At 69.3% G+C, this 25107-nt stretch carries 23 protein-coding genes; 11 read left to right on the top strand and 12 right to left on the bottom strand.

Features of this window, described 5'->3' with window-relative positions; all coding sequences use genetic code 11:
* Position 1 precedes the first annotated feature (1 nt).
* Positions 2-904, bottom strand: coding sequence for an SDR family NAD(P)-dependent oxidoreductase (locus ABZX92_RS19570; protein ID WP_355560985.1), 903 nt, complete (start codon positions 902-904; stop codon positions 2-4).
* A 71-nt stretch (positions 905-975) separates the two neighbouring features.
* Between ABZX92_RS19570 and ABZX92_RS19565 the strand changes: the two genes are divergently transcribed.
* From ABZX92_RS19565 to ABZX92_RS19540, 6 genes are all read left to right on the top strand, one after another.
* Positions 976-1902, top strand: coding sequence for a LysR family transcriptional regulator (locus tag ABZX92_RS19565; protein ID WP_355560982.1), 927 nt, complete (start codon positions 976-978; stop codon positions 1900-1902).
* Between the two features lie 57 nt (positions 1903-1959).
* Positions 1960-2856, top strand: coding sequence for an ABC transporter ATP-binding protein (locus ABZX92_RS19560; RefSeq protein WP_355560979.1), 897 nt, complete (start codon positions 1960-1962; stop codon positions 2854-2856).
* Positions 2840-3565, top strand: a complete 726-nt coding sequence (locus tag ABZX92_RS19555) for an ABC transporter permease (protein ID WP_355560976.1) — start codon at positions 2840-2842, stop codon at positions 3563-3565. Before ABZX92_RS19560 ends, ABZX92_RS19555 begins: the two co-directional genes overlap by 17 nt.
* Positions 3566-3574: 9 nt before the next feature.
* The gene (locus ABZX92_RS19550; RefSeq protein ID WP_355561029.1) at positions 3575-4729 is read left to right on the top strand and encodes a sensor histidine kinase; all 1155 of its coding nucleotides are present in this window, start codon (positions 3575-3577) and stop codon (positions 4727-4729) included.
* A 118-nt stretch (positions 4730-4847) separates the two neighbouring features.
* Complete coding sequence (locus tag ABZX92_RS19545) at positions 4848-5471, top strand: response regulator transcription factor (protein WP_355560973.1); 624 nt, start codon at positions 4848-4850, stop codon at positions 5469-5471.
* Positions 5471-6106: a hypothetical protein gene (locus ABZX92_RS19540; protein WP_355560971.1), complete on the top strand. Its 636-nt coding sequence runs from the start codon at positions 5471-5473 to the stop codon at positions 6104-6106. The genes ABZX92_RS19545 and ABZX92_RS19540 overlap by 1 nt, the downstream gene beginning before the upstream one ends.
* A 121-nt stretch (positions 6107-6227) precedes the next feature.
* Here the strand turns inward: ABZX92_RS19540 and ABZX92_RS19535 are convergent, their stop codons facing one another.
* From ABZX92_RS19535 to uraH, 9 genes are all read right to left on the bottom strand, one after another.
* Positions 6228-6482, bottom strand: a complete 255-nt coding sequence (locus ABZX92_RS19535) for a hypothetical protein (RefSeq protein WP_355560968.1) — start codon at positions 6480-6482, stop codon at positions 6228-6230.
* Entirely contained in the window at positions 6448-7530 is a 1083-nt protein-coding gene (locus ABZX92_RS19530; RefSeq protein ID WP_355560965.1) for an XdhC family protein, read from the bottom strand. The genes ABZX92_RS19535 and ABZX92_RS19530 overlap by 35 nt, the downstream gene beginning before the upstream one ends.
* 58 nt (positions 7531-7588) lie before the next feature.
* A complete protein-coding gene (locus ABZX92_RS19525) occupies positions 7589-8995 on the bottom strand; it encodes an NCS2 family permease (RefSeq protein WP_355560963.1) in 1407 nt (468 codons plus the stop codon).
* Between the two features lie 90 nt (positions 8996-9085).
* Positions 9086-9547 (bottom strand): nucleoside deaminase, encoded by a 462-nt coding sequence (locus tag ABZX92_RS19520; RefSeq protein WP_355560960.1) that lies wholly within the window; start codon positions 9545-9547, stop codon positions 9086-9088.
* An 18-nt stretch (positions 9548-9565) separates the two neighbouring features.
* Positions 9566-11752: a molybdopterin cofactor-binding domain-containing protein gene (locus tag ABZX92_RS19515; protein ID WP_355560958.1), complete on the bottom strand. Its 2187-nt coding sequence runs from the start codon at positions 11750-11752 to the stop codon at positions 9566-9568.
* A complete protein-coding gene (locus ABZX92_RS19510; protein WP_355560955.1) occupies positions 11749-13101 on the bottom strand; it encodes an 8-oxoguanine deaminase in 1353 nt (450 codons plus the stop codon). The genes ABZX92_RS19515 and ABZX92_RS19510 overlap by 4 nt, the downstream gene beginning before the upstream one ends.
* Positions 13098-13559, bottom strand: a complete 462-nt coding sequence (locus ABZX92_RS19505) for a (2Fe-2S)-binding protein (RefSeq protein ID WP_355560952.1) — start codon at positions 13557-13559, stop codon at positions 13098-13100. The genes ABZX92_RS19510 and ABZX92_RS19505 overlap by 4 nt, the downstream gene beginning before the upstream one ends.
* Entirely contained in the window at positions 13550-14410 is an 861-nt protein-coding gene (locus ABZX92_RS19500) for a xanthine dehydrogenase family protein subunit M (RefSeq protein WP_355560949.1), read from the bottom strand. The genes ABZX92_RS19505 and ABZX92_RS19500 overlap by 10 nt, the downstream gene beginning before the upstream one ends.
* Positions 14411-14412: 2 nt before the next feature.
* Positions 14413-14727, bottom strand: coding sequence for a hydroxyisourate hydrolase (uraH, locus tag ABZX92_RS19495; protein WP_355560946.1), 315 nt, complete (start codon positions 14725-14727; stop codon positions 14413-14415).
* A 144-nt stretch (positions 14728-14871) separates the two neighbouring features.
* Between uraH and ABZX92_RS19490 the strand changes: the two genes are divergently transcribed.
* From ABZX92_RS19490 to ABZX92_RS19475, 4 genes are all read left to right on the top strand, one after another.
* Positions 14872-16311: a PucR family transcriptional regulator ligand-binding domain-containing protein gene (locus tag ABZX92_RS19490; RefSeq protein ID WP_355560943.1), complete on the top strand. Its 1440-nt coding sequence runs from the start codon at positions 14872-14874 to the stop codon at positions 16309-16311.
* Positions 16312-16321: 10 nt separating this feature from the next.
* Positions 16322-16627: a hypothetical protein gene (locus ABZX92_RS19485; RefSeq protein WP_355560941.1), complete on the top strand. Its 306-nt coding sequence runs from the start codon at positions 16322-16324 to the stop codon at positions 16625-16627.
* 66 nt (positions 16628-16693) lie between these two features.
* The gene (locus tag ABZX92_RS19480; RefSeq protein WP_355560938.1) at positions 16694-17014 is read left to right on the top strand and encodes a hypothetical protein; all 321 of its coding nucleotides are present in this window, start codon (positions 16694-16696) and stop codon (positions 17012-17014) included.
* A 50-nt stretch (positions 17015-17064) separates the two neighbouring features.
* Positions 17065-19038, top strand: a complete 1974-nt coding sequence (locus tag ABZX92_RS19475) for an NB-ARC domain-containing protein (RefSeq protein WP_355560935.1) — start codon at positions 17065-17067, stop codon at positions 19036-19038.
* A gap of 73 nt (positions 19039-19111) precedes the next feature.
* Here the strand turns inward: ABZX92_RS19475 and ABZX92_RS19470 are convergent, their stop codons facing one another.
* Both ABZX92_RS19470 and ABZX92_RS19465 read right to left on the bottom strand, forming a co-directional pair.
* Positions 19112-20182 carry a hypothetical protein gene (locus tag ABZX92_RS19470; RefSeq protein WP_355560932.1) on the bottom strand — a complete coding sequence of 357 codons (1071 nt, stop codon included), beginning with the start codon at positions 20180-20182 and terminating at the stop codon, positions 19112-19114.
* Positions 20179-21384, bottom strand: coding sequence for a nucleotide sugar dehydrogenase (locus ABZX92_RS19465; RefSeq protein ID WP_355560929.1), 1206 nt, complete (start codon positions 21382-21384; stop codon positions 20179-20181). Before ABZX92_RS19465 ends, ABZX92_RS19470 begins: the two co-directional genes overlap by 4 nt.
* 263 nt (positions 21385-21647) lie before the next feature.
* On the opposite strand from ABZX92_RS19465, the gene ABZX92_RS19460 reads away from it, so the two are divergent.
* Positions 21648-24536, top strand: coding sequence for a BTAD domain-containing putative transcriptional regulator (locus ABZX92_RS19460; RefSeq protein WP_355560926.1), 2889 nt, complete (start codon positions 21648-21650; stop codon positions 24534-24536).
* The last annotated feature ends 571 nt before the right edge of the window (positions 24537-25107 follow it).

Below are 25107 nucleotides of genomic sequence, written 5' to 3'. Positions count from 1 at the left end.
TTCAGGCCTTCGCGAGGAGGGTTTCGGAGTACGTCCAGAGGCGCTCGGCGGCGTCCGGGTCGAGGGCGTAGCGGGCGACACCCTGCATCGGCGGGGCCTCGCCGCGGCGGTCGACGGTGCGGGCTTCGTGGCAGTCGTTGAAGTAGCGGCCGCCGATGCCTTCGAGCAGCGGTGAGGTCGCGACGAGGACCGACGTCGCGGCGCCTTGTTCGGCCGTCTTGATCAGCGCTGGGTCGACGGTGCTCGCGCCGTCGAGGTGGCGCTGCAGGTTCGTGAAGATGGCGCCGGGCATGACCGCGTTCGCGGTGATCCCGTCGCTCGCCCAGCGGCGGGTGGCCTCGACCGTGAACAGGACGTTCGCGGTCTTGCTCTGGCCGTAGGCGAGCCACGGGTCGTAGCGGCGGAACGCGAAGTTCACGTCGTCGAAGATCACGGGGGACTGCATGTGGGCGGTGGACGTGACGGCGACGATGCGGGCTCCTTCCGTCGCGAGTGCCTCGTGCAGGCCGGTGGCCAGGGCGAAGTGGCCGAGGTGGTTGGTGGCGAACTGCCATTCCCAGCCCTGCTCGGTGTACTGCTCCGGGGTCGCCATGACGCCGGCGTTGTTGATCAGGATGTGCAGCGGGCCTTCCCACTTCTGGGTGAACTGCGCGATGGACGCGAGGTCGGTCAGGTCGAGGTGGGCGACCTTCGCGTCGCCGCCGATGTCCTGCGCGGTCTTCTCGCCCGCGGCGACGTCGCGGACGGCCAGGGTGACCTCGGCGCCCGCGCCGGCCAGTGCTCGCGCGGTCTCGACGCCGATGCCGGAGGACGCGCCGGTGACGATCGCGCGCTTGCCGGTCAGGTCGATGCCTTCGACCACTTCGGCCGCGGTGCTGCTGAATCCGAACTGGGTTTTGCTCACGTCTTCGACGCTAGGCTCGTCGAAGCCATGCGGGTAGCGAAAGTTCGTCAACCAGGGTATGCGTGAACGTCATGAGCTTCACCGATGCCTCGCTGGTTGCGCTGAGGGTGTTCCGCGAGGTGGCCGAGCGGGGGACGCTGACCGCGGCCGCCTCGGCGCTGGGGTACACGCAGTCGGCGGTCTCGCGGCAGATCGCGGCGCTGGAACGGGCGGCCGGGGTGCCGTTGCTGGAGCGGCGGTACGACGGCGTGCGGCTCACGGCGGCTGGACGGCTCGTGCTGCGCCGTGCGGCCGTGGTGGTCGATCAGGTCGATGCTGCCGCACGAGAGCTCGCGGGTTTGCCGGAGGAGGACGCGAGCACGTTGCGCCTTGGGTGGTTCGCGACGGCCGGGGCGTGGCTGGTGCCGCCGGCGCTGGTGGAGTTGAAGCGCACTCACCCGTCCATCACGGTCGTGACGCGGGAGGGCAGCACGCCGGCGTTGGTGCGCGCGCTGCGAGCAGGCACGGTGGACATCGCGGTGATCTCGTCGTCGCCGCCGTTTCGCGCGCCTGATGACGAGACGCCCGCGCTGGAGGTCGAGGTGCTGGCCGAGCGGAGTCTGCGGGTAGCGGTTCCAGCTGCGCATCCGTTGGCGCGCAACGATTTTGTGGACATCGCCGATCTGCGGGGGCAGCGGTGGATCTCCGGGCCCGGCGACCAGCTGGTGATGGGGGTGTGGCCCGGACTGGACGAACGGCCGGTGGTCGCGCACACGGCGCGGGACTGGCTGGCGAAGCTGCAGCTGGTCGCGGCGGGGCTGGGGATCACGACGGCTCCCGCGGCTCTGGCCGGGGTGGTGCCTGACGGAGTGCGGATCCTGCCGGTGCGGGGCGGGCCCGCTGAGCAGCGGCAGGTGCTGCTGGCGCGACTGCCTGGGCCGATGCCGGAGCCGTTGGCGCGGCTGGCGGCTGTGCTGAGGGCTGGGGTGGTGGAGCAGCGGCATCAACCGATCGGTTGATCCGGGAGTCGCTGCTCGATCGATGATCTTCGGGGTGCGTTCTCCGAGTCTTGTCGTATGGCAATCATCGAAGTGCGCGACCTCGGCAAGAGGTACGGGCCCCGCGTGGCGGTGGACTCGGTCTCGTTCGAGGTCGCCGAGGGGGAGATCTTCGGCATTCTCGGGCCGAACGGGGCGGGCAAGACGACGACCGTCGAGTGCGTGTCCGGGCTGCGGGCGCCGGACCGGGGGAGCGTGTCGGTGCTGGGGCGGGCGCCTGCCGACGTGCGGGCCGCGATCGGGGTGCAGCTGCAGGCTTCCGAGCTGCCCGAACGGATGCGGGTGGGCGAGGCGTTGTCGCTGTTCTCGTCGTTCTACCCGGCTCCTGCCGACTGGTCCGGGCGGTTGGGGCTTTCCTCGCACCTGAAGGCGGAGTTCGGGCAGCTGTCCGGTGGGTTGAAGCAGCGGTTGTCGATCGCGCTGGCGTTGGTGGGGGCGCCGCGGGTGGCGATCTTGGACGAGCTGACGACCGGGCTGGACCCGCAGGCGCGGCGGGACACGTGGTCGGTGATCGAGGACGTGCGGGCGGCCGGGGTGACGATCCTGCTGGTCACGCACTTCATGGAGGAGGCCGAGCGGCTCTGCGACCGGGTGGCGGTGTTCCGCGCCGGGCGGATCGCCGCGGTGGACACGCCTTCCGGGCTGGTGTCGCGTGTGGACGGTTCGTGCCGGGTCCGGTTCGTGCCTTCCGCTGCTCTGGACGTCGCGGCTTTGGAGGCGTTGCCGGAGGTGTCCTCGGTTTCCGCGGTGGGGGAGCAGGTCGTCGTGAGCGGGTCGGAGAACCTGCTGCACGCGGTGACTTCCCTGCTGGCGCGCAGGCAGATCGTGGCGCGGCAGCTCCGGGTCGACCAGGTATCGCTGGACGACGCTTATGTTCGGCTGACTGGGGGTTCTTCAGATGTTGCGGATCATTGAGATCGAGGCGCGGCTGTTCGTTCGCGATCGGCTGAACTCGTTGTTTTCTCTGGTTTTCCCGGCGCTGTTGCTGCTCGGGCTCGGGGCGGTGCCGGCGTTGCGGACGCCCGATCCGCAGTTCGGCGGGCTCCGGTTCATCGACAGCTACCTGTCGTCGATCATCGTGTTCACGTTGGTGTTCATCGGGATCAACCGGGTGCCCGCGGTCGTGGCGACCTATCGGGAGAAGGGCGTGCTGCGCCGGCTGGCCACGACGCCCATGCATCCGGCCCGGTTGCTCGTCGGGCAGCTGGTCGTCAACTTCGCCGCGGCGATCTTGTCGGTGCTGCTGACTATCGTGGTGGCGTACGTCGTTTTCGACGTCGACCTGCCTCACCATCCGCTCGGCCTGGCGTGTGCCGTGCTCTTGGGAGGCACTGGGACGTTGGCGCTGGGTCTGGTGATCGCCGCACTGGCCCCGAACGCGCGAGCGGCCGGTGGCTGGGCGACGGTGGTGTTCATGCTGCTCATGTTCTTGGGTGGCGTGTACCTGCCGCGGTTCATGCTGCCCGCGGTTGTGGTGAAGATCGGCTCGTACTCGCCTCCGGGTGTGGAGGCGCTGCAACAGGCGTGGCTCGGCACCGCGCCGGACTGGAGGCATCTCGCGATCATGGGGCTGGTGAGCCTCGTGGCGGGTACCGTCGCGGCCAGGACTTTCCGCTGGGAGTAGCTCGTGGACATGCCCGCGTTGGACAGGTGGGAGCGCAGGCTCGGGTTCGTCGGGCGCGTGATCCCGTACTTCGTGCTGACCGTGACCACGGTGCTGTACGCGATCTTCACGACGCAGTCCGCTTCGGAGCAGTGGTTCACCTACGGCGTGGTGGTGTGCGGCTTCGGGTGGATGCTGTGGTGGTTCACGCTGCACCCGTCGTGGCACAGCCGCCCGGAGCTCATGGCCGTGTTCCTCGGTGGCATGGTCGTGTTCTACGCGGTGCTGGGCCTGCAGGAGCACTGGTTCGGCGCGGTGTCGTACGCGGTCTACATCTACGCGAGCGAACTGCTGCGCGGCCGCTGGATGTTCGTGGTGGTGGCGGTGACCGCCGGCCTGGCGGCGCTGTCGCTGTTCGGCGGCTACCCACCCGCGGGCGAGGAGGCGGCCTTCTGGTTGCTGCTGCTCGTCTTCGTGGTGCTCGCGTGCACCTTCACGTTCGTGGGCCACGTGACAACTGAACAAGCCAGGCTGCGCAAGGAGTTGCTGGAGGAGAACGAGGGCCTGCACGCCCAGCTGCTGGTGCAGGCGCACGAGGCGGGCGTGCAGGACGAGCGCCACCGCCTGGCCGGCGAGATCCACGACACGCTGGCGCAGGGCCTCACGGGCATCATCACGCAACTCTCGGCGGCATCCGCTGCCGACTGGGAGCACCGCGTGTCGGTGGCGGCTTCCTTGGCCCGGTCGAACCTGGCCGAGGCCCGCCGCTCGGTGCACGCGCTGCGCCCGCCGGCCCTGGACTCCGCCGCCTTGCCCGAGGCGCTGGACGAGGTGGCTTCGGGTTGGTCCACTGTGTACGGCGTGCCGGTCTCGGTGACGCTGACCGGCGACGTGCGCGTGATGCACCCGGAAGTCGAGGTGGCCCTGCTGCGCACCGCCCAGGAAGCCCTGGCGAACGTGGCGAAGCACGCCTCGGCGTCCCGCGTGGGCCTGACTTTGTCCTACATGGAGGACGTGGTGACCCTGGACGTGCGCGACGACGGCGTGGGCTTCGACCTGGCCTCCCCGTCGTCGGGCTTCGGCCTGCCCGCGATGCGCCACCGCGTGCACCGCCTGTCCGGCGCGCTCTTCGTGGAGTCGGAGCCGGGGTCGGGCACGGCGATCTCGGCGAGGATGCCGGCGTGACGAGTGGGGTTTTGTGTTGGCGAGAGTCGTGTCCGGATCAGGTGCGACGTGAGCGGCGCGGTGGCGGGTGTGCTGTCTGCTCTGGTTCCTGCAGGACGCGGATGGTGGAGGTGCGTGCATGATCCGGCTGGTGATCGTCGACGACCACCCGGTGGTGCGCGACGGGCTGCGCGGCATGCTGGCGTCTGCGGACTTCGAGGTCGTGGGCGAGGCGGCATCAGGCGACGAGGCCGTGGCGGTCGTGACGGCTCTCAGCCCCGACGTCGTGCTGATGGACCTGCGCATGCCGGGTTCCGACGGCCTCTCCGCGATCGAACGGCTGCGCACCCATCCGTGTCGCGTGCTGGTGCTCACCACCTACGACACGGACCGGGACGTGCTGCCCGCGATCAAGGCGGGTGCCACGGGCTACCTGCTCAAGGACACTCCGCGCGACGAACTGCACCGGGCGATTCGCTCTGCTCATGCGGGCGAGGCGGTGTTGTCGCCCGCGGTGGCCACGCGGCTGCTGGGGCAGGTGCGCGAGCCTGCCGAGGAGCCGTTGTCGGCGCGTGAGCTGGACGTGCTGGCGTTGGTGGCGCGCGGGTCCACGAACCGGGCGGTGGCGGCGGCGTTGTTCATCAGCGAGGCGACGGTGAAGACGCATCTGCTGCACGTCTACGCGAAGCTCGGGGTGTCGGACCGGGCGGCCGCGGTGGCGGTGGCGTACGAGCGCGGACTGCTCAAGACCCAGCAGCGGTGATGGTGCCGGAGTGGTACCGCGACAAGCCGTTGGTGGACGGGGCGGAGCTGTTGTCCGAGCCGTTGTTCTGGCTGAACCACCTGGCGGCGTGCATGCCGGAAGGCGCGCACGCGATGGCGTTCGGCGCGGACTGGGAAGACGCCGAGGAGTTCTACCTGGAGCGGATGGCGTCGCCGGACGAGTGGCCGGTCATCACCGCGGATCTGCCGGGCGGCAACGCCATCCAGGTCGTGCACCGCAACTTCGACGGCGACATGGGCGTCGACTACCTGTTCTCCACGCCGAGCTGGAGTGAGGAGTCGACGCTCGCCGAAGGCTCCTTCACAGGGCCTGGGCTGGCTTGGCACGAACTGGAGCGGTTGCCTGAACATCTGTTGTTGCTGTTCCCGATGCTCGGTGACGAGTCGGTACCCGATCACGCGGTTGATCTGGTCGCCGCAGCACTCGCGGAGGTGGGAGCGCCGCGTGAGCTGGCCGGCGCGTTGCTGGAGCAGCAGGGGATGGCGGGCAAGGCCGAGTCGCGCGAGCGGGGCGGTGTCTGGATCTGCGACAGCGGCTACAGCCCGCGGTGTCCGCACAACGATTTCGCGCTCGAACCTGAGCGGCTGGCCGCGGTGAGTGCGGCGCTGAACTGAGGCGGGACGTGCCGGGCCTGGTGGTGGTCAGGCCCGGTGAGTGACGAAGTCGCCGGTTCCCCCGCGGCGGGACCACTTCGGTTGGTCCCGCCGCCTGCGGCAACTCCCCCTTGCCACTCCCTCACCCCTCGCGCTGTAGGAACTCGCGCCAGTCTCCTAAATACGAGATGTCTCGAATGTCACCCGATTGGAGCAACGCAGCGTCGTCGAGGACGGCGTCGCGCAGCACGGTGGCCAGGGCGGCGCTGCCGTCTTCCAGTTCGATGACGCCGATTTCCAGCTCCGGGGGTTCGGCCGGGACGAGGTGGTCGCGGAGGATCCGCAGCGGCAGGTCGTAGAGCTCACCGACCACGGACGCCGAGCCCGACTCGTGCATCGCGGGGAAGCTGCCCCGCACCGAGAAGTACCGGTACTTCGGGGCACTGCGGGCTCGGCACACCATCGGCGTGCCCTGGAGCTGTGAGTGCAGCGGTCCGCCCCGCATGCCGCCGCCGTTGAGAAAGATCAGTGCCATGACTCTCCTGGTCTCGGTGGATGGGGGAGGACAGATCGGTCAGCGGCAGGCCGGTGCCGCCGTGCCGCAGAGCGACGAGCTCGGCCGCGATCGAGACCGCGGTCTCCGCCGGGCTGCGGCCGCCGAGGTCGAGGCCGATCGGGGAACGAAGGCGGGCCAGAGCCGACGACGGAACACCGGCAGAGCGAAGGCGTTCGAGACGTTCGGCGTGTGTGCGACGGGAACCGAGAGCGCCCACGAACGCCAGCGGCATCGCAAGCGCTTCCCGCAGAACGGGGATGTCGAACTTCGGGTCGTGGGTGAGCACGACGACGGCGGTCGACGAGTCGGTGTGGGTGGACGCGAGGTAGCGGTGCGGCCAGTCGACGACGACCTCGTCAGCGGCCGGGAAACGTTCGGGGGTGGCGAACACGGGCCGGGCATCGCACACCGTCACGTGATAGCCGAGGAACTTGCCGATCTCGGCCACGGCGGCGGCGTGGTCGATGGCGCCGAACACCAGCAGGCGTGGTGCGGGCATCCAGGACTCGGTGAAGACCCGATCCTCACAGGAGAATCGCACTGACACCGGGTAGCCGGTCACAGAGGCCTGAAGGGCGGCGCGCAACCCGGGAGAGTCCCGCTGCACCAGGACGTCCAGCGAACCTCCGCAGGTCAGGCCGACAGCGAAAGCCGTGTCGTCGGAGTAGCCGAAGGAGGCGAAGGCGGGCTCACCGGAAGCAAGCACCTGACACGCCAGGTCGTAGACCTCGGCCTCCACACAACCGCCGGACACGCTGCCGATCACCTGACCGGAGGGGCCGACCGCCATCGCGGCGCCGACCGGACGGGGTGCGCTGCCTCGCACGGCCACCACCGAGGCGACCGCGAAGCGTTCCCAGGACAGCAGAGTCGGTGCCAGGTCGCGCATGAGACCTCCAGAGGAAAGGCGGTTCGGCCAGGTGGCCGCCTGGCCGAACCACGCGGGATCACTTGCCGGTGATCACGTCCACGCCGAAGTAGACGGCGAACATCAGGGCGAGCCCGGTCATGAGCCAGCCGGGCCAGCGGCCCTTGCAGATGCGCAGCACGACGTAGGACACGAGGCCCGCGCCGATGCCGTTGGTGATCGAGTAGGTGAACGGGATGATGGCCACGGTCAGGAACACCGGGATGGTGAAGTCCGTTTCGTGCCAGGGGATTCGGCGGATCTGGGTCATCATCAGGCCGCCGATCACCACCAGCGCCGGTGCGGCCGCCTGAGCGGGCACGACGGTGGCCAGCGGCGTGAAGAGCAGTGCTACCAGGAACAAGCCGCCGGTGACCACGGACGCGAGACCGGTCCGGGCGCCTTCGCCAACGCCCGCGGCCGACTCCAGGAACACCGTGTTCGGAGCTGAACCCGTTACGCCACCGGCGATCGCACCGGCGCCGTCCACCATGAGGATCTTGCCCATGCCCTCCACGCGGCCGTCCCGCGTGAGGCCCGCCTCGTCCGACACCGAGGTGATCGTGCCCATGGCGTCGAAGAAGCCGGACAGCACCAGGGTGAACAGGAAGATCGTCGCGGCGATCACACCGGCCGAGACGAAGCCGCCGAACAGGTCCACGCGACCGAACAGGCCGAAGTCGGGCGAGCTGACCACGGACGAGGGCAGCGACGGCGTCACGAGCCCCCAGCCCTTGATCGTGAAGACCGAGTTCACCACCACGGCCACCACGGTCGCGACGACGATGCTGATCAGCACCGCGCCCGGCACACCGCGCGCCATCAGGACGATCATCAGCAGCAGGCCCAGGCAGAAGATCACGATCGGCCAGCCGCTGAGGTGGCCGTCGAGGCCCATCCGCACCGGAACGGTCGAACCCACCGCGTCGGGCGTGCGGGTCACGAAACCGGCGGAAACCAGACCCACCAAAGCGATGTAGAGGCCGATTCCGACGGTGATCGCGATCTTCAACGGCTCGGGGATCGCGTTGATGATGCGTTCACGGACGCCCGAGGCCGCCATCACGACGATGCAGAGGCCTTCGAGCACCACCAAGCCGAAGGCCTGAGCCCACGTCATGGTCGGCGCCATCTGGAACGCCACGACGCCGTTGACGCCCAAACCGGCGGCCAGGGCCAGAGGTGCGTTGCCGATCAGTCCCATGAGGACGGTCATCACGCCGGCGGCCAGCGCGGTCGCGGTGGTGATCTCGGCGATGGAGAGCTTCGCGCCGGTGATGTCGGCGGAAGCGCCGAGGATCAGCGGGTTCAGCAGCACGATGTACGACATCGCGACGAAAGTCGTGATACCGCCCCGTACCTCACGGCCTAACGAGCTGCCGCGTTCGGTGATGCGGAAGAACTGGTCGAGGGCCGACGTCGATTGTCGGCTCCGCAGTTGAGTCATGGTGGACGGCCTTTCCCATGCCGGTGGGCGCGTTCCAACGCCGGAACGCGTTTAGCTACAGCTCCGGTCAGCAAGACAGGCTTTTGGCCGTCAGTAGTCGATACGAGTCGCGAGCGACGTCCACGCGGTAAACGGGGCGTTGTCCTCGCCTGTGGAGATTTGAAGCACCGGCAGGTCCCACTCGTCGCGGGACTTGCTGAAGAGCTCGTAGAACTCGCGGTCGTCGAACCCGGCGGCGGCCGCGTCGTGGCGGTCGGCGGCGTAGACGACCCTGTCCACCCGCGCCCAGAGCGCGGCGGACAGGCACAGGGGACACGGCTCGCACGAGGAGATGAGCGTGCAGCCGGTCAACTTGAAGTCACCGAGCGCCTGGCAGGCCGCGCGGATCGCGACGACCTCGGCGTGGGCGGTGGGGTCCAGGGTGGGGGTCACCTGGTTGACGCCCGTCGCGATGACCTGTCCGTCACGGACGATCATCGCGCCGAACGGGCCACCGCCGGAGGCCACGTTGCGGGTGGCCAGGTCGATGGTGGCGAGCAGATGTGCGTTCACAGCAAGAACTCCAGACGATCAGGTACCGGTGAGGTGTTCCGGGCGGACCGGGACGCGGGTGAGCGCCAGGCCGGTCGCCGCGCGGATCGCCGCCACGATCGCCGGGGTCGACGAGATGGTGGGCGGTTCGCCGACGCCCCGGATGCCGTACGGGGCATGGGGATCGGCGAGCTCGAGCACGTCGATGCTCATCGGCGGCATGTCGAGCACGGTGGGAATCAGGTAGTCGGTGAAGGACGGGTTGCGCACCTTGCCGCCGGAGGTCTGGATCTCCTCCATCACCGCGAGGCCGAGACCCTGGGCGGAACCGCCCTGGATCTGGCCCACCACGGCCTGCGGGTTCAGTGCTTTACCAACGTCCTGGGCGCAGTCGAGAGAAACGACGCGCACGAGACCGAGGTCGACGTCCACGTCGACGACCGCGCGGTGAGCCGCGAAGCCGTACTGGACGTGCGCATTGCCTTGTCCCGTAACGGGATCCAACGACTCAGTCGCGCGGTGCCGCCACTCGGTCGTCTCGTCGATCACTTCCGAGCCGATGTCGGTGCGTCCGGCCAGCTTGTCGCGTACCAACGCACAGGCAGCCTTGACCGCGCCACCGGTGACATAGGTCTGGCGCGAGGCCGAGGTCGAGCCGCCGTTGCCGATCGTGGTGTCCATCGGCAGCACGGTCACGCGCTCGATGCCGAGCTCGGTCCGCACGATCTGCTGCATGATCGTCACCAGGCCCTGGCCGACCTCGCAGGCAGCCGTGTGCACCGCAGCGGCCAACGAGCCGTTGACCATCGACACCCGCACGCGAGCCGTCGAGTAGTCGTCGTAGCCCTCGGAGAAGCAGATGTTCTTGATACCGACGGCATAACCGACGCCACGCACCACACCCTCGCCGTGCGTGGTGTTCGAGACACCACCGGGCAGCTCGCGGATGTCGGTAGACGTCCCGGCGGGCAAAGGCTTGTCCTGCACCAGCTTCAGCAGCTGCGCCACGGGTGCGGCCGAGTCGACCACCTGGCCGGTCGGCATCACGGAACCCTCGGTCATCGCGTTGCGCACCCGGACGTCGACCGGCGACATGCCGAGCGCCTCGGCCAGCTTGTCCATCTGGGTCTCGTAGGCGAAACCGGCCTGCACAGCACCGAATCCGCGCATCGCACCACACGGCGGGTTGTTCGTGTAGACGCCGTAAGCATCGATCGTGACGTTGTCGACCTCGTACGGGCCAACGCCCAGAGTCGCCGCGTTGGCCACGACAGCGGGAGTCGAGGAGGCGTAAGCACCGCCGTCCAGGTACATCCGCGTGCGGACGTAGACGAGCTTGCCGGTGTGGTCGGCGCCGTGCTCGTAGTACAAAACGGCCGGGTGCCGGTGCACGTGCCCGTAGAACGACTCTTCTCGGTTGTAGACCATCTTCACGGGCTTGCCGGTGTACAGCGCGAGAAGACACGCGTGCACCTGCATCGACAGGTCCTCGCGGCCACCGAACGCGCCACCGACTCCTGACAGCGTGAGCCGCACCTGATCCTGCGGCAGGCCCAAAGCGGCGGCGATCTGGTCGCGGTCCACGTGCAGCCACTGCGTCGCGATGTACAGGTCCACCGAGCCGTCAGTGGCCGGCACCGCGAGCCCGGACTCCGGCCCGAGGAACGCCTGGTCCTGCATGCCGACCTCGTATCGGCCGGTGACGACGACCTCGGCCTCGACGTCCTGCGAACCACGGCGGATCGGTACGTGACGCACCAGGTTGCCGCCAGGGTGCAAAGGGGTGTCGTCGACCGCCGTTTCCATGTCCACCACGGGTTCCAGCACGTCGTAGACCACGGCGATCTTCTTCATGGCCCGCAGCGCGGTCTCCGGGTGGTCCGCTCCCACCAACGCGATCGGCTCGCCCTGGTAGCGCACGACGTCGACGGCGAGCACCGGTTGGTCCTTGTGCTCCAAGCCGTACAGGTTCCGCCCAGGTACGTCCGAGTGCGTCAGCACCGCGTACACACCCGGCACCTTCAATGCTTCGGTGATGTCGACCGACACGATCTTGGCGTACGGGTGCGGCGAACGCAGGGTCGCGCCCCAGATCATGTCCTCGTGCCACAGGTCGGACGCGTAGGCGAACTCACCGCGCACCTTCAGGTTGCCGTCCGGGCGCTGCGGTGACGTCCCGATGCCACCCGACACCGCGGAGGTGAGTTCGGCGGGAGTGAGGGTCATCGCGCTGCCTCCTGAAGCTTGGCGCTGGCCGAGGAAAGCTCACGGGCCAGCTCGTCGGTCGACGCCGTCCGCAGAACCCCGTCCCGCACCACGACCTCGCCGCCCACGATCAACAGTTTCAACGGCGGGGGAGTGCCCAGAACCAGTGCCGCCACCGGGTCCGCGATGCCCGCGTAGTCCATTCCGGACAGATCCCAGACCGCGAGGTCCGCGACCTTGCCCGGCTCGATCGAGCCCAGCGAGTCGTCCCGGCCGAGGCACCGCGCGCCACCCATCGTGGCCATCCACAACGCCTGCCGGACGTCCAACGCACGAGGCCCGCCTCGCTGACGTGCCTGGTGCAACGCGGCCCGCAGCTCGACGACCAGCCCACCGTCCTCATTGGACGCGGCGCCGTCGACCCCGAGCCCGACCGGCGCGCCGGCGTCCAGCAGGTCGCGAACGGGCGCGATGCCGGTGCCGAGCCGCCCGTTGGACGTCGGGCAATGCGCGGAACCGGTTGAAGTCGCTCCAAGACGCTTCACCGCGTCCGACGACAGGTGCACGGTGTGGGCGAGCCACACGTCCGAACCCAGCCAGCCGAGCTGCTCGGCGTACTCGGTCGGCGTGCAACCGTTCTCCGCCAGGCACTGCTCTTCCTCGTCGAGGGTCTCAGCGAGGTGCGTGTGCAGCCGAACGCCGTGACGGCGCGCCAGAGAAGCAGCGCCGGTCATCAGCTCCCGCGACACCGAGAACGGCGAGCAAGGCCCGACCGCCACGCGAATCAGCGCGTCGTCCGCGGTCGAGTGGTAGTCGCCGATCGCCTGCTCGGTCGCGATCAACGCGGCCTCGGTGTCCTCGACCAGGTTGTCCGGCGGCAGCCCGCCATCGGACTGGCCGCGGTCCATCGACCCGCGGATCGCCTCCAGGCGGATTCCGATCCGGCGCCCCGCCGACACCAGCGCGTTGAACACGTCGCCGCCGGTGGAAGGGAAGACGTAGTGGTGGTCAGCGGCCAGCGTGCAACCCGTCAACGCCAGCTTCGCGAGCCCGGCGGACGCGGCAGCGTGCGTGACGGTGTCGTCGAGCCCGCGCCACACCGGATAGAGGGTGGTCAGCCACTCGAAGAGCGTCGCGTCCTGGGCCAATCCACGCGTCGCCCACTGGTAGAGGTGGTGGTGCGTGTTGATGAACCCCGGCGTGACCAGGCACGACGACGCGTCGACGTAGGTGTGGGACTCGTGTGGCCGAGGCGCCGGACCCGAACCGACCGAGACGATCCGGCCCTGGTCGACGACGACGTGGCCGGACGAGTGCTCAGTTCCGGACGAATCCACAGTGGACACCGCACAGCGGTCGAGGACGATCATCGGCGCGACGCCGCCAATCGCACTGCGTCCAGGATCTTCTCGTAACCCGTGCAGCGGCACAGGTTTCCGGCGAGCGCCTCGCGGATCTCCGGGTCGGAGGGGTTGGGCACCCGGTCGAGCAGGTCGTGCGCCTGCACGACCAGGCCGGGCGTGCAGAACCCGCACTGCACCGCGCCCGCCTCGACGAACGCCTCCTGCACCGGGTCCAGCGAGTCTCCGTCAGCGAGCCCCTCGACCGTCCGCACCTCGCGGTCCTGCGCCTGCCCGGCCGCGACCAGGCACGCGCACACCGGCACGTTGTCCAGGTAGACCGTGCAGGAACCGCACTCACCCTGCTCGCAGGCGTTCTTCGAGCCGGGCAGCCCGAGCCGCTCGCGCAGCATGAACAGCAGCGACTCGCCTTCCCACACGTCGTCGGCCTGGCGTTGCTCGCCGTTGACTGTGACATTCACGCGCATTGCTGCTCCCCGTCCAGAAGTTCCTGCCAGGCCCAGCCGAGCGTCCTGCGGGCCATCACTGCCAAAGCGTGCTTGCGATACGCCGCCGACCCGCGCACGTCGTCGATCGGTGACGCGGCCAGCGAGACGAGTTCGCCGAAACGGCGCTTCACCGAGTCCAGCAACGGCTTCGGGTTCCGGAAGTCCAGCTCCAGGGCCAGGAACTCCTCGGCCTGGTGCGCCCGGCGCGGCGTCGGAGCGGCGGAACCAACGGCCGCACCCACCCGGTTCTCGTCCGGGAACAGCGAGATCGCGAACGAGCACACCGCGATCACCATCGCGTTGCGCGTGCCGACCTTGGAGAACTGTTGTGGCCCCTTGGCAGGCGCGAGGTGCACCGCCACGATCAGTTCGTCCGGCTCCAGCGAGTTCCGCTTCACGCCGACGTAGAAGTCAGCAGCCGGGATCATCCGCGTCCCCCGCACGGAGGCAACCTCGATGACCGCGTCGGACGCCAGCAGCACCGGGTGCGTGTCGCCGGCGGGAGAGGCGGCGCCCAGGTTGCCGCCGACCGTGCCCCGGTTGCGGATCTGCGGCGACCCGACCGTGCGCGAGGCCATGGCCAGGCCGGGCAGCTCCGCACCGAGCTCGTCGATGATCCGCACGTACGGCACACCGGCGCCGATCCGCAGGCCCGGCGTCCACTCGCGGAGCTCGGGGATGCGCGTCAGGTCGAGCAGCGCGGCGGGACGGCGGTGGTCGTAGTTGAGCTCCACCATGACGTCCGTGCCGCCGGCGATCGGCACCGCGTCAGGGCGCTCCGCCTTGATCTCCAACGCTTCGGCGAGCGTCTCCGGTCGAAGGAAGTCCATCGTCAGCTACCTCGGTAGGTGGAGTAGGCGAACGGCGACAGCAGCAGCGGCACGTGGTAGTGCTGAGCCGGATCGGAGTAGTCGAAGGTGAGCACGACCTCGGGGAAGAACGGCGCCGCCTGCGAGGTGTCGAAGACCAGCCGGTACACCCCCGCCGCCAAGCCTTCACCCCATCCGGTGATCCGGCCATCGGCGTTCGTCTCAGCGGAACACACCTCGGTCCCGTCGCGGCGCTGCAGCGACACGGTGATGCCCGCGAACGGCCTGCCGCGTGCCGCGTCCAGCACGTGCGTGGAGATCGTCACTCGCCCTCCCATCTGGTTGTGAGCCAGTACACATAGCCACAGGTCCGAACCTCTACGGCCGGGACGCATGAATCAGCAGGCTCCTACACGTAACGAATTTGTGCTTTCCTACAAATGTCACCCGTTCTGGCTACGAATGGACGAAAGTGGCCTCCCATGTTGCTGTTGCGGACGTTGCTGCAGATGCCGGAACTGCGGCTGAGCCTGCACACGGGTGAGGACCAGCTCGACCGCACCGTCACCCGCGTGTACGGAACGGAGCTGCCCGACCCCAGCCGGTACCTGTCCGGCGGGGAGCTCGTGCTGTCCGGCCTGCTCTGGCACCACGGCCCGCAGGACTCCGAGACGTTCGTCCGCTCTCTCGCCTCCGCCCGCGTGGCCGGGCTGGCCGCCTCGGAGACCGAGAACCGCGCGTTGCCGGTCGATCTGGTCGACGCCTGCGAGCGCCACCACGTGCCGCTGCTCGAAGTCCCGGTCGACCTGTCGTTCGCGACGATCACCGAGCGCGTCTCGATGGAACTGGTGGGTCTCAGCCGCCATCGCAGGCTGCTGAACGTCGTGGCGGAGGGCTCCGGGCTGCCCGCGTTGCTGCTGGCGGGCGGCCACGAGCTGAGCGCGCCGTGCTGGGTGCTCTCGACGACCGGACGCGTCGTGGCCGGCGGCGAGCTGCCCGACCGGGTGACGCTGGTGAAGGAGTTCCTGCAGGCCGACCGGCTGCCCCGGACCGTGCGGGGGATGACCCTCGTGCCCGTGTCCGAACGCGGCGGCAACCGGCTCACCAGCTGGATCCTCGTCGTGGGCGGGGAGCCGCAGCAAGAGGCCGCCGCGGAGCTCGCCTCCCTGGTCGCGCTGGAACGGCTGCGGCAGGCGCAGGGCCGTCAGATCGAGAACCGGACCGCCGGGCCGTTGGTCGCCGCGGTGCTGAGCGGCTCGGCCGACGTGGAGTCGCGGCTGGCGGCGGCCGGCTTGGAGAACGAGCGGCTGCGCGTGCTCAGCGCGGTCACCTCTGATCAACGCACGGAGCTGGCCGCCGCGGTGATCGAGGAGACGCTGCCGCAAGCGTTGGTGACGCCTGTGGGTGACACGGTTTACGCGATTGCGAGGGCCGACGACTCGGTGCCGGACGACGTGCGAGAGGCGATCCGGGTGATGGAGCCGGGCCTTGGTTCGTCACGGGTGCTGGTCGGCATCAGCTCGCCGGTCGAGTGGCGCGGACTGCGTGGCGCGGCGGAGGAAGCGGTGCATGCGCGTCGTTTGAGCGAACGGCGTGGGGGCCGCACGTGTGTGGTGGCGGGCGAGGAGATCGCACTGCACCAGCTGCTGCTCGCAGGCGTGCCGGAGGAGCTGCGGACTTCGTTGAGACGCCGGCTGCTGGGCCCGGTGCTCGACTACGACGCCGAGCACGGTTCGGATCTCGTGGGGACGTTGAAGGTCTTCCTGGACTGCTCCGGCTCGTGGACCGCGGCGGCGGGGAAGCTGCACGTCCACGTGAACACCTTGCGGTACCGGGTCGGGCGGGTGGAGGAACTGCTGGGCGTCGACCTGGCGGAGTTCGAGGCGCGCGTGGACCTCTTCCTGGCGCTGCAGGCGGGGTAGCTTGGAACCCGTGCCCTTCGACCTGATGAAGGTGCTGCGCAAGCTCCGCCCTGCCGCCCCGGTGCCCGAACATCGGCCGATCGAACGAATCGCGGCCGACCTTCGTCGTGTGCGCCGGGCGCAGACCTGTTTCGGGCCGCGCGACTCGGCCATCAAGAAGTTCGCGGCACGTCAGGCCTACGACGCGCTGCTCGTGCAGGCCTGCGCGGCCTTGGAGGTCGAACATCGGTTGCGATCGTTGCCAGAAGGCATGGATCGCGAGATCGAGCGGCTTCGCGTCGAGGACACGCTGAAGCGTCGCGGGTTGTCAGTCTGATGGCTGATATCTCTTGAGCCTTCAGGCTGATGTCAGCGAAGGCTCCCGCTTCCTACCGTTCCGGCCATGAAGAGCGCCTTACTGGTGGGCCTGCTGCTGATCGGCTCGGCCGGTTGCGCGGCAGCGCCCGACATCCGCGTGGTGGTCGAGGGATCGGGCACGACGGACCGCCTGACCTACTCGTTTCCCGGTGACGAGGAACGGACGCTGCGCAACCCGGACCTGCCGTTCGAACGGGTGGGTGCCCGCAGTGGCCGGGTCCTGCTCCGCGCCGAAGGGGTGCACGGCGAACTCACCTGCAAGATCATCATTAATGGGCACGAGGTGCAGTCCGCGACCTCCACCACGGGTGCCGCACTCGCGTGCGATCACTCGATGGCCGTCTGACATAAGTCGGGGAAAGGCCGTAGCTTCGGGGGTTCGGGGAGGTACGGGTGATGAAGAACGTGATGAGCGGCAGTGCGGGGAACGTCTTCCAGGCGGGGGCTGTGCGAGACGTGCACTTCCACTCGTCACCGCGGGAGGCGCTCGCACCGTTCCAGCTACCGCCCGTGCCCCGGTTCTTCGTGAGCAGGAAGGCCGAGCTGGCCGCGCTTCGTCCCGGTGAGCTGGTGGTGCTGAGCGGGCCGGGCGGGGTCGGCAAGACCTCGCTCGCCGTGCGGTGGCTCCAAGATCGGCGGGCCGCCTTTCCGGACGGCCAGCTCTACGTCGATCTCGGAGCGCACGCGCCGGCCGGGCCCGTTGCTCCCGAGGAGGCGTTGGAGGGGTTCCTGCACGCGCTCGGTGTCACCGAAATCCCGCCGCAACTGTCCCGGCGCGCCGCGTTGTTCAGGACTGTCACGGCACGGCGCCGGCTCTCTGTGTTGCTGGACAACGCCGTGAGCGCCGCCCAAGTTCGCCCGTTGCTGCCCACGTCCGGCACGGTGGTCGTCACGAGCCGGTGGCGCCTCAGCCCGCTCGGTCTCGACGGCGCGCGGTTCGTGGACGTCGCGCCGATGGGCATCGACGAGTCGGTCGAGTTGCTGGACAGCGTGGTGGGCCAGGGCAGGCTCGCCCGCGAACCCGACGCGGCGCAGGAGGTCGCGAGGTTGTGCGGCGGACTGCCGATCGCGCTGTCCGTGGTGGGGGCGCGCTTGTCGACGCGGCCGTGGCGGACCTTCGAGCGTGAGGTGGTCGAATTGCGGGACGACAGGTTGCCCGCGCTGGACGAGTCCGCCTCCGTCAGGTCGGTGCTCGACCTGTCCTATGTGGAGCTCCCGGCCCGGCAGGCGCGGCTGTACCGGTTGTGCGCCTGGCTTCCCGGCAGCACGTTCGACGTGTCGGTGGCGGCGGCGATGATCGAGGAACCGGAGTACGACGTCGAGGACGCGCTCGAGGACCTCGTGGAGAAGTCCTTGCTGAGCGAGGCCGGTGACGACCGGTTCCGGTTCCACGACCTGCTGCGGGTGCACGCGCGGGGCAAGACCGATCCCGACCGGACGGCCGCGGTGCGCAGGGCGGTGGAGTGGTACCTGGCGCGGGCGGTCGAGGCGGATCTCGTCGTGGCGCCGGACAGACACCGTGCGGGGCCCGCCTACCGCACGGCGCGCAGAGATGCGTACCCGTCGCCGGAAGAAGCGATGGAGTGGCTGGCCGGCGAACGGGAGAACCTCGTGCGGGCCGTCGAGGTCGCTCCCGCAGACTTGCGATGGCAGCTGTGCGAACCGTTGTGGGCGTTGTTCCAGCATCACCACCTCTACTCGGACTGGATCTCGACGTACCGGCTGGGCGTCGCGGCGGCGGGGGAGTGCGGCGAACCTCTGGCGCAGGCGCGGTTGCGGACCCGTCTCGCGCTCGCGTTGATCAACACCGGGGTCGTGGACGAGGCGGTCGCCGAGCTGGAAGCCGTGCTGCCGTTGAACGATCCGATCAGCCGGTCCACCGCGCTGACCCTGCTCGGCCGGGTGAGCGAGCCCGAACGAGCGTTGCGGCTGTACCGGGAGGCACTCGCCCTGCGGACCCGTGACCGGGGCCGCGGGCAGGCCCGGCGCCGCATCGGGGAGGCGTTGACGGCGCTCGGCCGGTACGCGGAGGCGATCGCGGAACTGGAGCTGGCGGAGTCCCTGCTGAGCGATCCCGCCGAACAGGCCCGTGCGCGGACGTTCCTGGCGAGGGCGTGCCGGTTGGCCGGTGATCGGGCGCGGGCGCAGGCGCTGCTCGACTCCGCGCTGGACGGGTTGAGCCGGTCACCGGTGCACCTCGCCGACGTCCACCTCGAACTCGCCGAACTGGCCGATGACCCGCGCCCGCACCGGTTGGCCGCGCTCGCGTGCTACGACGACGAGACCGACCCACAGGCCGTGCGCATCCAGGCGCTGCTCGACCAGGACCGCGGTGCAGCCGGGGTGATCCCGCAGCGCCGCGAGGGGTGAGCTGCCCGCGGGGCAGAGGAGCACGTCCGCGACGGCGGCGAGCGAGGATGCGCTCCTGGCGATGATCAATCCGTCAGACATGGTGTGCCGCAACGGGTTCGGCGCGAGCGGCGTGGGCAGGCTCCGGCAACCCCAGCAGCCGGTACATCGTGGCGCGCAGGATCGTGGGCGCCTGGTCCGGCCGTGAGCTGAGCCGCGACGCGATGCCCGGCGCGCCTCGGGCGACCAGGTCCGCGAGGCTGTCCGGTCGCACCGGTGCCCTGGTCGCGAGCTGTACGGGGACACCGATCGCGGCGGCGTACTGCGTCACGCTGCCGTGGTCGCCGATCACCTGGTCACTCGCGATCACCGCCGCCCGCCAGCCCTCCTCTGGCGGGATGACGATCAGGTCGGGCCGGTCGGCGAGCCACGCGCGGACCTGCCACGGACCGTGCACCGACCACGTCGTCGGGTGGATGATCACGGCCTTGCGGAAGTCACCCGTGCGATACAGGTCGGGTCTGCTCGCGAACGTCGAGCCTGGCCGCCACGTCGAGGTGATCGTGACCAGGGTTTCGCCCGGCTCGATGCCCAGAGCCGTGCGGTAGGCGGCTCGACCCGGCAGGCTCGCCCGCATCCGGTCCAGGCACAGGTCTCCCGCGACCACGGCGTGCGGCACGGCTTCCGGACACGAGCGTTCGAGCACGCGCAGTTCGTCGTCGTGACTGAGGATCAACGCGGCGGCGGTCACCCGGCCGCCGCGCATCAGCTCGTGCCGGTCCAGGCCGTGACCGGTGAGACGGCGTGATTTCAGCGCGCCCGCGCCGTGCGGCAGCACGAGCACCGGGCCCAGCACGTGTTCGAGGTCGCGCCGGCTCGCCGCCAGCACCAGATCGAACTCCAGACCGGTGGCCTGCCGCCACGGCAAGGTCAGCAAGCCTTGGCGTTGCAGGAACTCGTGCGTGCCGTACGAGATTCCGCGCGTGTCCGGAACGGTGCACACGACCTGGATCCGCTGGTCCGCCTTCACCAGTTCGAGCACGTCCATCAGCCGGGTGCCGGCGACGAGATGCGGCACGAGCGCGAGCACCGTCCGGCAGCCCGGCACGGTCACCCGCCGGTCGGCCCGTGGACCGACCGGCGCGTCCAGCCACGCCCCGTTCACGCGGCCAGCTCGGCGTCGCCGGCTGTGCAGTCGATGACCGGCGCGGTCGTCCCCGGTGTGAGCGACGCGTGCCTGGTCATGATCAGCACGACGTCCGCCGGGGTGTCGACTGGACCGCTGGTGAGCGTGGTTCCGTTGTCCAGCACGAGGTTCGGCACGAACGGGTCGTGGTAGGTGACGACCGCCTCGCGGCTCAGCTCGTTGATCACCCGCAGCGCCGGGGACTGCCGGACGTTGGCGACGCCGGGCTTGTAGGTCACGCCGAGCACGTGCACGCGCCGCATCGGCACCCCGAGCTCGGCGAGCTTGCCCCGCACGCGGTGCAGGAGGTGGCTCGGCATCGCGTTGTTGACCAGGATCGCCGCGTCGACGACCGGCGAGTGCAGGCCGTGGCGCCGCGCGCTGGCGGTGAAGAACCCCGCCGACACCGGGATGCAGTCACCACCAGCGCCGGGGCCGGGCCGGTGCCGCAGGAACCCGAACGGCTTGCTGCCGGCCGCGTCGAGCACCTCGTGCACGTTCACGCCCTGCGCCCGGCACAGCGCCGCGAGCTCGTTGGCAAGTGAGATGTTCACCATTCTGAAGGTGTTCTCGAAAATCTTCGTCAACTCGGCAGCGCGCAGCGTGCTGACCGCGACGACCTCGGCGCAGAGCCGCTGGAGCAGTTCGACAGCGCGTTCGGTGCAGGTCGGCGTGAGACCGGCGACGACCCGAGGCGTCGGCGTCGTGTTGCCGGGGTCCGTGCGCACCGGCGAGTGCGCCACGTGGAAGTCGATGCCGGCCTTCAGCCCGGACGCGCTTTCCAGTCGTGGCACGAGAACTTCCTCGACGGTGCCCGGTTCGCAGGTGCTCTGGATGATCACCAGCGCACCGCGGCCCAGCACCGTGCCGACGCGGTTCACGGCGGCGACGAGCATCCCGGTGTCGAGTCCGCCGTGCCGTTCCGGCGGCGTCGGGACGCACAGGACGTAGCTGCCGGCCGGGACGATCTCGTTGTGGCGCAACGACAACAGCCCGGACTCCAACGCTTCGGCAAGCATGGTCTCGTCCACGGTGGTGAGCCCGCAGCCCGGTGTGCGGGCGGTGATGTGCCGGACGCGCTCGGCGCTGGCGTCCACGCCGAGCACGCGCAGACCGGCGGTGGCGGCGGCGACGGCGACCGGCAGTCCGGTGAAGCCGAGCCCGATGACGACGGTGTCCATGTGACCTCCCTGGTCGGTGTGGCACCAGGCTGTGGCGCGGTTCTGCCCGAACCCTTTCCGCGTGGTGTGCCTGCCGCTGAACGCCCAGGTGGGAACGGGTCGGATGATCGTCTTCCACTTGAAATGGACTGATAGCGCTTTCCGATAGCTGTCCGCGATTTGTGGACAATAAGCGACTCGAAATGACAACAAACCTGGATCGCGTGGGAGAAACGCGGCACACTGCTGGTCGGGAGTCGTGCGCCCGGGGAGGGGTGGCACCGATGGAGATCGCTTTTCGCATACTCGGCCGAACGCGCGTGCGCGTCGACGGTGAGTTCGTCGCGGACTGGGGCAAACCCAAGGCCCGCGCGGTACTCGCGGTGCTGTTGCTGAACGCCGGCAACGCGATTTCGGTGAACTCCATCGCGGATTGGGTGTGGCCGGAACGCCGTCCGGCCAATCTGCACGCGACCGTCCACACGGCCATTACGAGCATCCGCGCCGCATTGCAACGCACCGGCGTGCGGTTCACGTTGCGCAACGAGGAACGTTCCTACCGCCTCGACGTCGACCGCGCCCTGATCGACCTGCACGTGTTCCGCAAGCTCGTGGACCGCGCCCGCGCCATCGGCGGCACCGACCACCAGGCCGCGTGCGCGCTGGTCGAGCAGGCGCTGGAGCTGTGGGGCGACGAACCGCTGGCGGACCTCGACAGCGAACTGGCCGCGCGCCGGCGCGACCACCTCGTGCGCAGTTACTACCTGACCGCCTCGCACGCGTTGCTCTACGGACTCGGCAAGCTCGGCGACTTCGCGCGAATGCTCGACCACCTCGACGAAATCCCGCCAGAACTCGATCTGGAAATCCTGCTCGCCAAGCACCGGCTGACCGCGTTGTACGGACTGGGCAGGGCGCACGAGGCGTTGAGCTGTCTGGTGCGGATCCGGCGCCGGATCGTGAACGAGATCGGCGACGGTTCCGAGGCGGAGCTGAACGCGTTGCACGAACGGTTGCGCGTCCGGCACGAACAGTCCACGCCGGTCCGGAGTCCTGGCCCGCGCTATTTGCCGCACGACGTGGACGTATTCGTCGGACGGGAGAACCTGTTATCGGATTTGGACGCTCTCGTGCCGTCCCGCCCGGTGCCCAAGTTGATCTGCCTCGACGGTCAGCCGGGCATGGGCAAGACCGCGCTCGCGGTGCATTGGGCGCATCGCGTGCACCAGCGCTTCCCCGACGGCTGCTGGTTCGCCTCGCACGCCGACGGCTCGGAGGTGGTCGCGGACCTGCTCGTGGCGTTCGGCGTGTCGATCGAGGCGATCCCGTCCGTGTCCGCGCGCATCGCCCGGCTGCGCGAGCTGCTGGCCACCAGGCGAATGCTCGTCCTCCTCGACGACGTCGACGGCGTGGAACCGCTGTTGCCCGCGTTGTCGACGTCGGTCGTGCTCGTGGTGAGCCGGGCGAGGATGAGCTCTCTGGTGCTGCAACACCACGCACGCGCGTTCACCGTGCTGCCACTGGCTTGCGAGGAGATCGCGGCCTGGCTCACCGGACGCCTCGGCGACCGCGCCGTCGCCGCACCGGACGTCGTCGCACGTCTCGCCGAACGGACCGGCGGCATGCCGTTGGTGATGCAGCTGATCGGCGAGCAGGTCGCCGCGCAGCCGGACAGGTCGCTCGCCGACCTGCTCGACTCGCTGACGGACAGCCGAACGCTGTTGTCGTTGCAGGACAACGGTATCCGTGTCCTGTTCGAACGTTCCTACCGCGCGCTGACACCCGCGCAGGCACATCTGTTCCGGCTGTTCGGGCTGCATCCGTCGCACGAGATCCCGCTGCCCGTGGTCGCGGCGCTAGCGGGCCTGCCGATCGACGAGGCCCGCGTGCTCGCGGACTCGCTGGTGTGGAAGCGACTTGTGGACACAGTGGACGGTGACCGCTACCGGATGCACGACCTGCTGCGCGAGTACGCCGCCGACCGCGTCGCGCACGACGAGCCGCAGGAGGAGCAGGACGCGGCGATGACCCGGCTGCTGGGCTGGTACCTCCACACCGCCAACAACGCGGACCGCAAGGTGTTCGGGTTCCGCGACGGCGTGCCGATGCTGCCGCTGCCTGAAGGTGTGCGGCCGGGCGAGTTCGCGGACGAGGACGAGGTCGCGCGCTGGATCGCCGGCTCCAAGGCGAGCATCGTCGGTGTGCTGCAGCGCGCCTCGCGGCAACCGGGTTACGTCTGGAGGATCGCCAACGGGGCAGGTGAGCTCGTTGTCAGGTACGGCCACTACCAGGAGGTGGTGGCGATGATGACCGCCGCCGCCGAGGCCGCGCGCGTCGACGGTCACCTGGTGGGGGAGGCGCAGACGGTCACCAACTTGGCGTACGTGTACGGCAAGCTGCGCGACTACTCGATGGCCGAACGCCTGCTCGACCGGGCGCAGCGGCTCTTCGGCGACCACGACGACCCGGAGGCGCTGGCCGTCCTGCTGCGCAACAAGGCCGACTGCCTGCGCGGCGCCCACAACGTGCCGAAAGTGCTGGAGTTGCTGCGGGAGGCGCTCGTCCTCGCGGACGGGTTCGCGGACACCGAGAGCGGGATCCACTTCCGCATGGGCCTGGCCTGCCGGGAGGGCGGCAGGTTCGCCGAGGCCGCGGTCCACCTCGTCCAGGCCCGCCTCATCCGTCAGCGCATCGGCGACTACAAGGGCGAAGCGGACACGCTGGTCGCGCTCGCCGAGCTGGCCCGGGAGAGCGGTGACGACTTCTCCGCGCGGACGAACTGTCACGAGGCACTGGCGCGCTATGCCCAGGCCCACTTCCAGCCCGGGCTGGCGAGTGCGCGACTGCTCCTGTCGGTGATCGCCCGGGATCACGACGACCCGGACCGGGCGCTGGTCTACGCGACCGAGGCGCTGGAGCTCAGCACGGGGCACGACAGGGAGCTGGAGGCGCGGTCGCACGACCTGCTCGCCCAGCTGAACTGGAAGGCCGGCGAGCACGACCTGTCGACCGAGCACCTCGAGGAGGCCTACCGGGCCTATCGGGACATCGGCGACGACCGGGCGCATTCGGTGGCGGCCCAGCTCGACGAGCAGGTGGCGTCGAGCGGTCCAGTCCTGCCGACTTCACGAATGGAGCAGTCGGCGACCTGGTTCGAGAGCGGCGTGGAATAACGTCACTCGATCGGCCGATCATGTACTGAGGGTGTTCTTCCGATGGCGTGATGACCGGAACGCCAGACGATCGGGTCGAGATGGTTGGCCGAACGTGTTGCGCCAACAAGGGGTTGTCGCGTTGCGCTACCCCGCGACGTACGTCACAACCCGCTTTGGCAAGATCAGCATGTGCTAATGAGAAGGCTGCTATGCAGCGCAGTACTAGTAGCGGCGGTGGCCGCAGGAGTGCCCGGTAGCGCGCAGGCTACGGCGGCTACCGAGCACGCGGGCGAGCCCGCGGCCCATGCGCTCGACTCAGAGTGCCGCACGGGCTCCTTCAAGTGGGGATCGTCAGCAGTACCCGTCTAAAGGTTGCTTCACCCCTCGACCTGTCCCGGCGGCAACCGGGGCAGGTCCTTTTACATTAGCGCGTCGATCGGGCAGCGCGGCACCATCTGAGTCTCAACTCGGCATCCGGTCCAAATATCAGAATCATCTATGGGCGTCGTGCGTGTCCATCTGTCCGTGCGTATGGCGAAGATGATGACACGTTCCATACGGTGTGAACGACCTTTACTGCCGCTGAAAC

The organism is Lentzea sp. NPDC006480, from assembly GCF_040611995.1.
Classification (GTDB): Bacteria; Actinomycetota; Actinomycetes; order Mycobacteriales; family Pseudonocardiaceae; genus Lentzea.
Note: the sequence above shows the minus strand (reverse complement) of the source record. Positions and strands in the feature narration are given on the sequence as shown.